The following is a 12,309-nucleotide window of genomic DNA, read 5'->3' on the forward strand; positions in this document are numbered from 1 at the left end:
GATCTATTCGAGGCGCGACCGCCTCGATGACACTCACTCCGGCAGAACGAGCGAAGTTGGTGGATCGTCAGAGATTGCTGGTGATGGAGGCGATAAGGCCGCTGGCCGCACACATCAGAGGCGAGCAATGACTAAAATCACGCCTGACTATCTCGCACGCGGCGCCTTTGTTTACGTTCGTCGATCGACACTATGCAGGTCACTCATAACTTAGAGAGCCAACGCCGGCAGTATAGCCTGGCGTACCGTGCCCGCCACTTGGGTTGCAAGTATGCTAAAGTAATCGAGGACGATCTGGCGGCGGTGTCCGTCGTCCGGAATTTGAGAAACCGCTCGCTGCGATTTGCGAAGGTCGCGTCGGCGCTGTGCTTTCGGTGGAAACCTCTCGCTTAGCCCGCAATGAGCGCGACTGGCATATGCTGTCGGAGCTCTGCCGGCGTGGGCACGATTATTATCGATGAGGACGGAGCTTATGATCCGGCCTTGAACCGCCCCGGGTTTGCCAGAGGCTGCAACTCCTGAGAGGATGGAGCCATGACAAGCAAGACACGAACAGGTTTTCACCCGAGGTTCGGACCCGTGCGGTTCGGATGGTTCTGGATCACGCGAGCGAGCCCCCTCGCGCTGAGCGGCGGTGACTTCGATCGCGGCCAGGATTGGCTGCACGCCGCAGACGCTGCATGACTGGGTCAAGAAGGCGGAAGCCGACAGCGGGCAGCAGGCCGGCGTTTCGATCGAGATGGCCGAGAAGCTGAAGGCCCTGGAACGGAGAAACGCGAGCTTCGGCAGGCCAATGAGATTCGCCGCAAGGCAAGCGCTATTTTGCGACGGCGGAGCTCGACCGCCGGTCCAAGCCTGATCGCTTTCATCGACGATCATCGTGGGGCGCAGGGGTGGAGCCGATCTGCAAGGTCCTGCCGATCGCCCCCTCGACCTACCACGCTCATGTCGCCAAGCGGCGCGATCCGGCCAAACTGTCGGCCCGCGCCAGGCAGGATGCTGCCCTGAAGATCGAGGTTCGGCGCGTCTTCTATCAGAACTTCTCCATCTACGGCGTGCGCCATGGTCTGGCGACACCTCAAGCGCGAAGGCTTCGATGCTGCTCGGTGTACAGTCTCACGACTGATGTGGAACGTGGGTTTGCAAGGGTAATCCGCGGCAAAGCCGTCAAGACCACGATCAGCGACAGGCAGCGCCATGCCCGCTGGATCACGTCAACCGCCAGTTCAGGGCGCCAAGGCCTAATGTCCTCTGGCTCTCCGACTTCACCTATGTCGCTACCTGGACCGGCTTTGTTCACGTCGCCTTTGTCATCGACGCTATGCCCGCAGGATTGTGGGGTGGCGGGCCTCTCGCACAGCGCACGCCAGCTTCGTGCCGGATGAGGGGAACATGCTCTGCATGATCGACGGCCGGTTCATCGTGGCGGGCTCGTTCACCACAGCGACAGGGCAGCCAATACGTATCCATTAAGCACACCGAGCGGCTGGCTGAAGCTGATATCGAACCTTCCGTCGGCAGCGTTGGAGATCCTATCACAATGCTCTCGCCGAAACCATCAACGGCCTCTACAAGGCCGAGGTGATCCATCGGCGTGAACCATGGCGAAGCTTCGAGGCCGTCGAGTTCGCGACCCTGGAATGGGTGGACTGGTTCAACAACAGGCGCGGCTCCTGGAGCTCATCGGCAACATCCCGCCGGCCGAAGCCGAGCAACGCTACTACGCCATGCTGGAACAATCCGCCATGGCGGCATAACTTAAACTAAATGGCCTCCGGCAAACCCGGGGCGTTCAGCCTTGCCTAACGATCGGCCTCTTCTTGGTATGAAAGGTACGATGAGCAAGATGGAGCTTTCGGTTTTTCGACGGCATTCCCTCGAAGCCATAAAGCAGAAGGCACGGCGGGTGAGCTCTTCCGTGGCCGTGGGCTATGTTAAGTCAGGGCCCGACAGGATCGAGAAGGATCCCGATCGGAGAGTTCAGGAAGCGATCGCCCTTGTATTCCGGAAGTTCAACGAGCTGCATATGATCACCGGCAGGGTTTGGTGTGGCTCCGGCAGGAAAACATTCCACTTCCCGTATTGAGGTTAGGGACCGCGATTGCGGCCCGCATGCCAATATCCTGGAACTTCTAGAATAGTTTGGGCGCACCAAGAAGGCAGCGACGCTGGCAGAGCTCGCCGATCATTTCAGCTGGCGCCGTTCGTCGACCTTCAATCTGCTCTTCACGCTTTCGGAGGAGGATTACCTCTATGAGCCGCGCCTGAGGGGCAGGCTAGTACCCTATTCCGCGCCGGCACACTCGGTGTCCGAAGGTCGCGCCCTTGGCAGCATGCACGCATGCGCTGATTGCCGACGATTACCAGAGCTTCGGCGACTACAGACGCGTCTGGCGGCGCGGCGATACCGCCGCAGATCGGAGACCGCCGGCTTTGGCGTCCTCGAGGGCCTGATTTCCGCATCGCCCCCAAGCAGGCCGAGGTTGCCGTCCTGATCCGGCGGCTTGCCGAGCGGCACCGCCCAAATAGCGCCTCGCGCGAAGTCTACAACCGCGCCGCTGGGAAGAGGTGACGCCCGATGGCAGCGGCTGCAGAGCGCGATTAGGACGCAAATCTCCTCGCACCCCAGACGCTCGTATATCGCGCGGGGCACTTCCAGACTATCGGAGCGTTTGGCGCAGCCTCCTCGAAGCAGAGGCGGGATCGGTTCTTAGCCTCGGCCAGCGCGCCGAGGCGGGCGGGTTTTTCCACTGCTCGCTTGCGATGCAATGGTAACGCACGGCTCGCAACTGCGAGTGCGACCTATTCGTAAATGGAAAATTGATTTTCTGGCGAATCATACGGCTCTCAAATAGCCAGCATTGCTCAGACCGTCGTTCGCAGGCCGGACTGATGGCTGTGCCGCGGAACGGGCGAGAGCCTCGCGTTGACCGTGCCATCGAGTTTGGGCAAGACAATAATATTGAGAATCCTGATGACGCTTGAGTCCTGAGACTCGGGGCATATTAGGATCACCTGGCAGACGTACGGGGGATGAAACGCAACTTTGCAGAATGCGCGTCAACGTCACTTTTTTGTTCCAACTTTTCAATTTGTTTCCGCACAAGTCGGTCCTCGACAACATCACGCTGGCCCCAATACATCCGCGCCGCCTACCGCGTCAGCATGCCAAACGTCGCGCCAGCGACATGCGGGAGAGAGTCGGCTTGGGCGCCAAGATGAAATACCAGCGCAATTGTCCGGCGGCCAGAAGCAACGCACAAGAATTACGCGTTCTGCAGGCAGACCGTTTTCGACTCTCGCGTGATTTGACGCCGCAGCCGGAGGAGGCTTAACACGGGCGTCACTAGGCATTATCGGCGCTGGCAAGTAATACGTCGTGCCAATCGGTTAAAGCTCAGATCGTCTAGGTCAGCGTTTTCTTGGTTTGAATCATATCAGGCGGCGTCGGCGAGTTTGTAGGACCACCTGTGGATGACCGGATGGCGATTGACGTCGTCGATACCGGCCATGATGCGCTCCTTGAGTTCGTGTTTTGAGGCCACCCGGATGTGGCGGAGGACTGAACGGGCGAACTTGGAGAAGAATCCCTCGATGAGATTGAGCCATGAGCCGTGCTTGGGCGTGAAGGTGAGCTCGAAGCGCCCGCTTGGTCGAGTGGCGAGCCAGGCTCTGGTTTCTCGCGAGATGTGCGCGGAATGATTGTCGAGGATCAACTTGATCGCAGTGTTCGGCGGATAGGCGTCATCGATAAGCCTGAGGAGTTCGACGAACTCTCGACTGCGATGGCGATCTTTGACAAGGGCGTGGACCTTGCCGGTGAGCAGATCAATCCCAGCCAACAGGCTGAGCGTGCCATGGCGTTTGTATTCATGATCGCGCGCAAAGGTGGCGTGGACGCCAGGCTTGGGCGGCAAATCCGGCGCCGTCGTTGCGATGGCCTGGATTCCCGGCTTCTCGTCGCAGGAGACGATCGTCACCGGCTTTCCCCGCTTCTTCTTTCCCTTGGCAGAGGCTTTCTTCAGGACTTCGACTTCCCGATAGACGCACAGCACCTCCGCCATCTTCTGTTCGAACTCGGCGTCGCGATTTTCAAGATAGTAGCGCACCTTGTGCGGCTTGATTTCCTCTCGGCCGAGGATCTTGCACACCGTTCCCTGGACCAAATTGGCCAAGCACGCATGCCCCGCCGCCGGCCCGTGTTCGCGCGCATGGCGTGCCAAGAGCCGCGTCGTCCACAACTCATGTGGATAGCCGTGGTCCTTGGCCTTGTCGCAGGCCAGCGACACCAACCAGGCTTTGGCCTCAGGCGTGATCGTCGGCTCCTTGCCCGGTCGCGGGCGATCGTCGAGGGCTGCCAGCGGGCCATCGGCCAGCGCCCGCTCGACACAGCGCTGCACCGTCTGATGATGGACCCCAAGTCTCTGGCCCACCGCGCAGAACGAAGGATTTTCCCGATACGCCAGCAGCATCTGCGCCCGCGACACCCGGCTCGCCAGTTCGATCCTCGACCGCGAAAGCGTCGTCAAGGTCGCTATCTCTTCATCACTCATTGCCAATTCGACCGCTCGCCGCCATCCTGCCATGATACAGCTCCTCGTTTCGCCGACCGCAAACGAGGAATCCCCCAACAGCCCGTCCGTTCCACCAATCCACCTAATCCATGACGCAGATTTCATGGAATCGGTCGTCTAGCGTGCCTCCCTCGCGTAGGATCGAACGCCAAGCTCGATCACATACGAACTTCGCATTCCCTGAATAAGGAGCACAATTTCGGCCCTGCAAGCTCAAATTAGGGAAATTCAGGCTTAACATGCTGTTAATCCTTGACAAGAAGATGACCGTCTCAGGGCGACCAAGGTCACGGAATTTATACTTGGGAGGAAACATGAGTGCGAACCGCAGAGGCGTCATGCAGGCGAGCTCGTCCGCCCTCACGGTTGGTGCACTGGATTTTATCAGCGGCCGCCCTTTGGCGGAGGCAAGATCAGAATCTTGGAATACGTGGCGATGCGAACCAAGCGCCATTCGGCAATTGATGCCAGCTACCACCTGCCATACCGCCTCGATCAGTCCGAGCAAACGCCAGCGCATGAATAGAGGACCACCGTCACTGCGGGCCGGGCTCCATAGAGCGGGCGCACAAGCCCGACGAGTTCGTCGACCCCGCCCAGCGCGGGCCTGCCTCCGCATGGTTGACGCCCTGCTGGCTCTTCTCACCGATTCCCCCACGTCGCGCCGCGACAGGAGACCTTCGCACCATGAGCGCAACCGTCCGTGCCACTCCCCAACGGTCAGGCTGGCTGAGGACGGCCGCCGGCGCCGAAGCTCCCGACGGTCGACCGGCATGTTATCGCCGACGTGATCATCGTCGGGGCCGGCTATACCGGCCTCAACGCGGCCCTACGCTTAAACGAACTCGGCCAGCAAGCGGTCGTCCTAGAGTCGCAGGATGCCGGCTTCGGCGCATCGGGCCGGAACGGTGGGCAGGTGATCCCCGGTCTGAAGTACGACCCGGAAGAGCTCCTGCGCATGTTCGGCGAACCGCGGGGCGCGCGCCTGGTGGATTTCACCGGCAAGGCTGCGGAACGGACCTTCGACGTCATCGAGCGCTACCAGATGCGCTGCGACGCCCAGCGCTCCGGATGGCTCCAGCCGGCGGTCGACGAAGCAACCATCGAGACCGTGACCCGGCGCGCCACCTCCTGGCAGGCGGTTTCGGGCGTGCCGATCCGTCTGCTCAACGAGATCCAGATCCGCGCGGCGACCGGGACCGGCTTCTACAAGGCTGGCTGGATCGATCCCCGCGGCGGTCAGCTCCAGCCGCTGAGCTATGCCCGTGAGCTGGTACGCGTCACTGTCGCCGGTGGTGCGAAGGTGTTCGCGCACTCGCCCGTGACGGACCTGGCCCGCCGAGACAACCAGTGGGAGGCTACGGTGAACGGGTACGTAGTAAGAGCCCCGTTTGCGCTCGTCTGCACGAACGCCTATTCGGGACGGCTCGTGCCCGGCCTCGAGCGCAGCATCATCCCGGCATCAAGCATCATTTGCGCGACCAAACCACTGCCGGACGCTCTCCAACGCTCGATCATGCCCGAGCGGCTGCCGATCTCCGACGCCAGGCGTCTCATGAACTACATGCGGTTCGATGCAGCCGGCCGGTTCCTGATCGGAGCCCGCGGATCGTTCGGACTGCATGAGCCGGAGAGATATTTCCGCCGGCTGCGGGAGACCGCGGTGAGGATCTTCCGTCAGCTCGATGGCGTCGAGTGGGAGGACGCATGGGGCGGCCGCGTCGCCTTGACCGTGGACCACGTCCCGCATCTACACAACCCACAGTTGGGCCTCTTCGTCGCTCTTGGATGCAACGGAAGAGGCGTCGCCATGCTGTCTCAGCTGGGCAGGGTCCTGGCCGACCTGATCGGCGGTCTTCCCCAGGACGAGGCGCCGTTACCCGTTGAGGGGATCCGGCCGATCCCGCTTCACGCATTCCGCCGCCCCGGCCTGGAGGCCGTGACGCTCTGGTATCGCACCCTCGACGCTGTTGGCCGGTGATCCCATGGTTTGCTCTCAGCCCAAGCCCTCCCCTGGCGCCTGTCGCGAGCAAGCGCTCGCCATTCTTCGCTCCACCTTCACCGCGTCCATCGTCGACGAGCCCGGAGCAATGCAGGTGCGTACGGATGGGGATGCCGCCCTGCAAAGCGATGACGAACACGGCTCCAGCTTGCCGCTTCCCCCCTTCGCCTGTAGCAGCCGCCGCCTGGATGAGCGTCGCGCGTTGTGGAAACCGAAGTCCATTCTCTTGGTAAACCGAGTTGCGTTCGCCGCTCTCGCCTTCGGTTTCGACTCTGCGCATCATGTTCCGCGAGCTCGTGCCCAACGCGATGGCGCCGATCGTGCTGGCGCCCACCCTCAACGTTGCCAAGGCGATGTGTTTGAATACTATATTAGTTTATCTCGGCTACGGCAGCCAGCCGCCGGCTGCTAACTGGGGAAACATGCTCAATAGCCCAGATCCATCTGACAGCGCGCCCTGGCTCGCGAATGCGCTGGGTGTTGCTTCACGCTTGCGGTGACCAGCTTTAACTTGCTCGGGGACGGGCAGCGCGACGCCCTCGATCCAGGGATGAGCGTCCCATGAAGAGCCAGTGGGCTCCGTTCAAACTTATTGCCAGGAGTGTCTCATGTCCCGCGCTCAACCATATAGCAAGCGGTCGAAAAGGGACATGCCGGCGCGGAGAAGTCGAGCTGCAATTGGCAGTAGTGCTGCCAGCAGGCGGGCGCGTGCCGAAATTCTGCTTGCCCGCGAGGCGCTGCGCTTGTGGGAAGCATGCAAAACGACGCCGGCGTCGACGCAGGCTTTCGGCGCAGCAGTATCCTGTTCCGGACCAAGCATCCGGAGAAGCCGGCTGACTGGGAGAGTTGGGCTGCACATCTCGCGTGCGAGCAGCAGGTTCACTCGTCGATCCACATACCGGCCGAAATTGCGGAGCGCATGCCCGGTAACGTCACGCCGGAATCGACGGCCTGTAGACGCCGAGCGACGGGCGCGCCGAGCCATCGATGGCGGTGCCCGCGCTCGCCACGGCCGCGCGCAAGCACGGCGTGACCATTCATCGGGATTGGTCCGCGCCCGGGCTCGAAACCAAGGGCGGATGGGCAAGCGCATTCGACACAGAGAAGGGGAGCATTCGCGCACAGCAGTCCGTGCTGCTTGCAGGCACGTAATTATCGCTGTTCTGCCGGCGTCATGATATCGAGCTGCCGATCGGCCTTGTCAATGCGACCGCGCGCCGGACCACGCTCGCGCCGGAAATCACGGCCGGCGCTCTCGGCACCGACTTCTATTGCATCCGCGCCGCTTCATGTTCGCGCTCCTCAACCGGGAAACGGTGGAGCGTCGTCCGATCCCTTCCGTTATGCCGCATCTTCTGGCCGACCTGCATCACCGGGACGTACTGAAGCTGTCGTTCGGAAAGTCATCCGGAGGCCTCCGGGCGCTCCCAAAACCGTGCATGCCCATCTCGAGTCACATGGCCCCGATGTTCGGCCGTTGCCAGGACATAATGACCGAGGTGAAGTGGGGTTGGCCGGCGTATCCGGTGAAACCAATCTGCACTTTTGGTCTGGTGGCGCAGCCGCTTGAACTTACGACGCGCCTACCGAATGATATAGGCGTCGATTCGTTGCAGGGTCGGACGCAATTGGCTCTAGTAGGCGATCCAGCCACGAATGCACGAATTGTACATCCGAGTGGTTCGGTCGCAGATTTGTCGATGATGCAGCGCCCAGCTGCATGTCACGCGATTGATCCGCGTAACGCCTTCGGACTAGGCCGCGGGCTGGAAGCTGTACGCGAGAATGCGCCTGCTCGGCTTCGCTCACGTGATCTTTCTGGCTCGAAACTGGAAGCCGAGAAAGTCAAAGTGGATGTCGTGTTGCCCCGCCGGTTCACATCCTTGGTGGTCGACAATCTTCGTTTTCTGCTGATGTAGCAGCTCGCAGATCGGGAAAGCGTCCGCAATCGCTGCCCAGAGTGCCGCGCCTCGTCGGCGCCCTTGCAGTGACATTGGCCCCGTCGTGTTGTGGCCATCCGCATGCCGAACGCATGATCTAGGAGCCTGTCCAGTTAGCTTTGGGAAGGCAGTTTTATCTTGATAATGGCGGCTCAGGCGGCCCTTGCGAGCTTGACGAGGTTGTGAGCGGTGCAGATGAGCGCCCATTCTGCGCTGACCTTTTCGATGCCGCGCAGCAGGAATTGCCTGAACCCTCTTGCCTGTTTGATCTGTCCGAAGACGGCTTCGACGATCTGCTTGCGCAAGCGGTAGCGACTTCGGTAGCCGGCGCGCTTGAGCTTGGTGCTCATCCTGGCGATCAGCGAGCCGGGTCTTGAAGCCTTTTTCGCGGTGGCGGATTTGGTGCCGTGCTTCTGCCTTCCGGTGGCGATGTAGCCCTCGATGCGCCGCCGTTTGATCGTGCGAAGATTGGTGTCGGAGCAGTAGCCGGCGTCGGCCGATACTTCGTCGGGATTGGTCCCCAGATTGGCCCTGATCCCGTCGAGCAACGGCGCCAGTTGCGCCTGATCGCTGGAGGAACTGGTCAGCGTCTGCGCCACGATGATCTGATGGGCACCATCGACCGCGGCCTGGGCGTTGTAGCCCTGGATGTAACCGTCCTTGGTCTTCAGGATGCGGCTTTCCGGGTCGGTGAAATTGCGTTGCGCCTTGCCGTCGGGCTCCGTGTTCGGCGGCGCGGACGTCTTGCCGTTCTTTTTGCCCCCTTCGGCGATGCGGCGCTCCTCGGCTTCGGCCCGCGCCTTGCGCTCCGCCTCGGCTGCGGCCTTGGCTTCGGCCTCCAGCGCGGCCTTGGCCTCGCGGATCTTCTCAAGCCGCTTCTGCTTGTCGGCCACCCAATCGGGCATCTCGTCGCCGCGCTTGTCGCCGTAGAGCTTATCCTCCTGCGCATCGGCGGCCTCCGCCGCCTTGAGCCAGCGGTCGACCTCCGCTGCAAGCTCCGCTTCCCGCTTCTTCATGCGATCATAGCTCATCGCCTTGTGCTTGGACGCGTTCGCCTTGATCTTGGTGCCGTCGAGCGCAACGTGCCCGAGCTTCACCAACCCGGCCTTCTCGGCCAGCTTCAACACCTGCACGAACAGGTCGGCCAGCGCCTTCAGGTGCCGCCGCCGGAACTCTGAGATCGTGCGGAAGTCCGGCGCATCGCCCGCCACGATCATCATGAAATCCGCCCGCTCCACCGCCGCCCTGGCGATCCGCCGCGACGAGTAGATACCGCTCGCGTAGCCGTGCAGAAGCAGCGCCGTCAGCATCCGAGGATCGAACGGCGGCTGCCCCAGCCCGCTTCGGTAGCTGCCTATGATCGCCGATAGATCAAGGCTTTCCCTGACCAGCGACACGATCAGCCGCGAAACGTGGTCCCTCGGCACATAATCCTGCACGCTCGGCGGCAGAAGCTGGGCCTCGTCGATCTTCCAGGGGCGAAATTCCTTGCTCATGGCTGCGCAAGGAATCAGACTCGCTCCCTCTTGACCAGTCACTACTCAGACAGGCTCCTAGGAATAAGGTTCGCCAGGAGCGGACTGATCACCCTCACGCGGCGTTTCACGCTGTGCGCGGCATTATGCTGCCGTCCTCCATCGGTACGAATGCCTTTGGCCAGCGCTCGATGTAGAGCAGCACCACACGGACAATCCGTATGATGGCGGACTAGGTTAGGCAGAAGCTTTCAATCGATGCTGTCGAAGAAGCCCGGCGTAGCGGCGATTGAAGCCGAACTGGCCAAGACTGGTGGCAAGGACAAGCCGAAGCGCACGCCGCGGCCGCGCAAGGAATTCGGCGCGCATCTGGAGCGGGTCGAAGTCGCCATCAAGCCCGAGGTGCCCCTGGTTGCGAAGGGTTACAGAGGGTCCTGGTCGGAGGAGGATGTGTCGAAGCGCCGGACGTAACGCCGGCGAAGATCCGCCTGATCGTCACCCGCCGCCGGAAATACGCCTATCGCACCGTACGCCGCCATCGAGCGCTCCTGAGTGACGGCCGCATTGACTCCAACACCGTCGAGCGCGCGATCCGGCGACAAATCATAACAATAACAAATGCGCCGGACCCGAGCGACCATCGCCACGCTGCTGCAGGTCGCGAAGATGGATGAGGTCGATCCACATGCCTGGCTCATGGCCAACTCTCGAACTGATCGCGCAGGGCTGGTCGATCTCATGCCCTGGAACTTCAAAGCCTGAACCGTCTCAGCTTGGCGGCTTACGCCGCTTGCGCCGGTCGGCTTGTTCTGCGGTGCGCGCCCCGGATCTTCCCGACTCTGGCCCGAAATCGGCGATCCCGCCGCGGAGGTGCGCTATCTTGCGGTGTGGACGCCGCCGGACAACATCGCAGCAATCACTGCCATCGAGCTCAGACCGCTCCTGCTCGAACACTTGGTCGCCGGTGGTTCCAAGGTCTAGCTTCCTCCAGATCGCGTGCGATACGGACCAACGTGGCCTCGTCGCCAAAGCGGCTTACGATCTGAACGCCGATCGGCAGCCCGCTCGCACTTTGTGCCAAAGGCAAAGATACTGATGGATGTCCAGTTACACTGAATACTCCAAGGTACTGATAGAGGGCGGCATTCGCCTTCCTGAATTCTTTTGCGGAAAGCGTCGGGTTAGTCGTTCGATATATGCCTTCATCATGCGGTAGCGCCACCATCGGCATCGTGGGAGTCAGCAAAATGTCAAAGGGATGGATCGCCTGGCCGACGCGGAATCGCATGCTCCGCAATGCCTCATGTAAGTCCCCAGCACGCGACATTTTTGAATTTCGGCCAGCTGCATAAAGCTTGAGATTCATTGGCTCCAGGGTATCCTCGGCGATTGCGCGTGCCATTGTCCGCGCAGCGTCTTCAAGTGAGGCGATGCTAAGACTCCGTCGGCCTTCCAAAATTCGTATGCGCTCAGCCGGGTCGAACGGCCGTTCGATGTCCGTCACAACGTGACCCATTTCCTCGAGAAGTGTGGCCGTCGAATTGACGGCATTCAAAACTTCCGGCTCGACCTTGATCTCACTCCATTGGGATCTGGCAACCCCCACTTTCAGCGTGCCAGTGGGCCGCGAAAGCTCTCTGACGTACGGACCGTCCGGTTGGACGATAATGAAGGGATCGCCGGGGTGGGGCCCGGAAAAGACGTCGAGCGCGGCGGCCATGTCGCGCACACTCCGACATAGGACAAACTCGCGACCGTGGCCCAACGATGCGTCTTGGTTGCTCGGCCCCCGGAAATACGTCCACGGGACGGGTTCAGCCCGACAAGGCCGCACCACGCGGCGGGGACGCGAATTGACCCACCGCCATCATTGCCATGTGCAATAGGCGTAATGCCGGCGGCCACGGCCGCTGCCGATCCAGCAGACGAACCACCTGAGGAGCGTTCCAAGTCCCATGGATTGCGGGTGATGCCATTAAGAATGGATTCACTCATTCCGGAAGTTCCAAGTTCCGGTGTTGTCGTTCTTCCTAGCGTCCGGAGCCCGCCGTCCCGAGCACGGCGAAAGAAATAGCTTTCGGTGTCGCTGCGATAGCCTTTGAAGAGACGGCTTCCTTTTTTCCTGAAGGCGGCCAGCCTCGGTGGCACCGATATCCTTGCGAAAGAACGGCACGCCATGGAAAAGTCCTTTGTCCTCGCCCGCAACGGTGTCAGCGCTTTCATAGAACTCGATGACGGCATTGATCTGAGGATTCACCTCCTCGTATGCCTCGCGGGCTAGCCGTGTCAGCTGCAAGGGCGTCACTTCGCCCGCTTTC

At 61.3% G+C, this 12,309-nt stretch carries 12 protein-coding genes, 2 pseudogenes and 1 other annotated feature; of the genes and pseudogenes, 11 read left to right on the top strand and 3 right to left on the bottom strand.

Annotated elements, in window-relative coordinates; all coding sequences use genetic code 11:
* Positions 1-341: 341 nt before the first annotated feature.
* The 5 genes and pseudogenes from ACFXS9_RS21580 to ACFXS9_RS21600 all read left to right on the top strand — a co-directional run bounded on the left by ACFXS9_RS21580 (position 342) and on the right by ACFXS9_RS21600 (position 3,335).
* The gene (locus tag ACFXS9_RS21580; RefSeq protein WP_392699930.1) at positions 342-461 is read left to right on the top strand and encodes a hypothetical protein; all 120 of its coding nucleotides are present in this window, start codon (positions 342-344) and stop codon (positions 459-461) included.
* Between the two features lie 129 nt (positions 462-590).
* Positions 591-1,757 (top strand): annotated as a pseudogene (locus ACFXS9_RS21585) (IS3 family transposase).
* Positions 816-929 (top strand) — a sequence feature (AL1L pseudoknot). (Overlaps the previous pseudogene by 114 nt.)
* 80 nt (positions 1,758-1,837) lie before the next feature.
* The gene (locus ACFXS9_RS21590; protein ID WP_392691860.1) at positions 1,838-2,086 is read left to right on the top strand and encodes a hypothetical protein; all 249 of its coding nucleotides are present in this window, start codon (positions 1,838-1,840) and stop codon (positions 2,084-2,086) included.
* An 82-nt stretch (positions 2,087-2,168) separates the two neighbouring features.
* On the top strand, positions 2,169-2,495 hold the full coding sequence (locus tag ACFXS9_RS21595) for a hypothetical protein (RefSeq protein WP_392699931.1): 327 nt from the start codon (positions 2,169-2,171) through the stop codon (positions 2,493-2,495).
* 558 nt (positions 2,496-3,053) lie between these two features.
* Positions 3,054-3,335 carry a hypothetical protein gene (locus tag ACFXS9_RS21600; RefSeq protein WP_392691862.1) on the top strand — a complete coding sequence of 94 codons (282 nt, stop codon included), beginning with the start codon at positions 3,054-3,056 and terminating at the stop codon, positions 3,333-3,335.
* A 102-nt stretch (positions 3,336-3,437) separates the two neighbouring features.
* Here ACFXS9_RS21600 and ACFXS9_RS21605 read toward each other — a convergent pair whose 3' ends face one another.
* Positions 3,438-4,586 (bottom strand): IS630 family transposase, encoded by a 1,149-nt coding sequence (locus ACFXS9_RS21605; protein WP_392691775.1) that lies wholly within the window; start codon positions 4,584-4,586, stop codon positions 3,438-3,440.
* Positions 4,587-5,361: 775 nt separating this feature from the next.
* On the opposite strand from ACFXS9_RS21605, the gene ACFXS9_RS21610 reads away from it, so the two are divergent.
* From ACFXS9_RS21610 to ACFXS9_RS21625, 4 genes are all read left to right on the top strand, one after another.
* Positions 5,362-6,555, top strand: a complete 1,194-nt coding sequence (locus ACFXS9_RS21610; protein WP_392691865.1) for an NAD(P)/FAD-dependent oxidoreductase — start codon at positions 5,362-5,364, stop codon at positions 6,553-6,555.
* A gap of 302 nt (positions 6,556-6,857) precedes the next feature.
* Complete coding sequence (locus tag ACFXS9_RS21615; protein WP_392691868.1) at positions 6,858-7,076, top strand: hypothetical protein; 219 nt, start codon at positions 6,858-6,860, stop codon at positions 7,074-7,076.
* Between the two features lie 487 nt (positions 7,077-7,563).
* A complete protein-coding gene (locus ACFXS9_RS21620) occupies positions 7,564-7,728 on the top strand; it encodes a hypothetical protein (RefSeq protein WP_392691871.1) in 165 nt (54 codons plus the stop codon).
* A 338-nt stretch (positions 7,729-8,066) separates the two neighbouring features.
* Positions 8,067-8,495, top strand: a complete 429-nt coding sequence (locus ACFXS9_RS21625; protein WP_392691873.1) for a hypothetical protein — start codon at positions 8,067-8,069, stop codon at positions 8,493-8,495.
* A gap of 173 nt (positions 8,496-8,668) precedes the next feature.
* Here ACFXS9_RS21625 and ACFXS9_RS21630 read toward each other — a convergent pair whose 3' ends face one another.
* Positions 8,669-10,012: an IS1182 family transposase gene (locus ACFXS9_RS21630; protein WP_392691875.1), complete on the bottom strand. Its 1,344-nt coding sequence runs from the start codon at positions 10,010-10,012 to the stop codon at positions 8,669-8,671.
* Positions 10,013-10,249: 237 nt separating this feature from the next.
* Here ACFXS9_RS21630 and ACFXS9_RS21635 point away from each other — a divergent pair, with 237 nt between their 5' ends.
* Entirely contained in the window at positions 10,250-10,462 is a 213-nt protein-coding gene (locus tag ACFXS9_RS21635; protein ID WP_392691878.1) for a hypothetical protein, read from the top strand.
* Between the two features lie 147 nt (positions 10,463-10,609).
* Positions 10,610-10,753 carry a hypothetical protein gene (locus ACFXS9_RS21640; RefSeq protein WP_392691881.1) on the top strand — a complete coding sequence of 48 codons (144 nt, stop codon included), beginning with the start codon at positions 10,610-10,612 and terminating at the stop codon, positions 10,751-10,753.
* Between the two features lie 169 nt (positions 10,754-10,922).
* Here ACFXS9_RS21640 and ACFXS9_RS21645 read toward each other — a convergent pair.
* Positions 10,923-12,232: pseudogene (locus ACFXS9_RS21645) on the bottom strand (amidase).
* Between the last annotated feature and the right edge of the window lie 77 nt (positions 12,233-12,309).

The organism is Bradyrhizobium sp. RDI18 (assembly GCF_043203335.1).
In the GTDB taxonomy this organism is placed as follows: Bacteria; Pseudomonadota; Alphaproteobacteria; order Rhizobiales; family Xanthobacteraceae; genus Bradyrhizobium; species Bradyrhizobium retamae.

What these genes read in the sequence shown, in the direction of transcription:
- ACFXS9_RS21590 (WP_392691860.1), top strand. Translation starts at nt 1,838, where the DNA reads ATGAGCAAGATGGAGCTTTCGGTTTTTCGACGGCATTCCCTCGAAGCC.
- ACFXS9_RS21600 (WP_392691862.1), top strand. Translation starts at nt 3,054, where the DNA reads ATGCGCGTCAACGTCACTTTTTTGTTCCAACTTTTCAATTTGTTTCCG.
- ACFXS9_RS21605 (WP_392691775.1), bottom strand. Translation starts at nt 4,586, where the DNA reads ATGGCAGGATGGCGGCGAGCGGTCGAATTGGCAATGAGTGATGAAGAG.
- ACFXS9_RS21615 (WP_392691868.1), top strand. Translation starts at nt 6,858, where the DNA reads ATGTTCCGCGAGCTCGTGCCCAACGCGATGGCGCCGATCGTGCTGGCG.
- ACFXS9_RS21620 (WP_392691871.1), top strand. Translation starts at nt 7,564, where the DNA reads ATGGCGGTGCCCGCGCTCGCCACGGCCGCGCGCAAGCACGGCGTGACC.
- ACFXS9_RS21625 (WP_392691873.1), top strand. Translation starts at nt 8,067, where the DNA reads ATGACCGAGGTGAAGTGGGGTTGGCCGGCGTATCCGGTGAAACCAATC.
- ACFXS9_RS21630 (WP_392691875.1), bottom strand. Translation starts at nt 10,012, where the DNA reads ATGAGCAAGGAATTTCGCCCCTGGAAGATCGACGAGGCCCAGCTTCTG.
- ACFXS9_RS21635 (WP_392691878.1), top strand. Translation starts at nt 10,250, where the DNA reads ATGCTGTCGAAGAAGCCCGGCGTAGCGGCGATTGAAGCCGAACTGGCC.
- ACFXS9_RS21640 (WP_392691881.1), top strand. Translation starts at nt 10,610, where the DNA reads ATGCGCCGGACCCGAGCGACCATCGCCACGCTGCTGCAGGTCGCGAAG.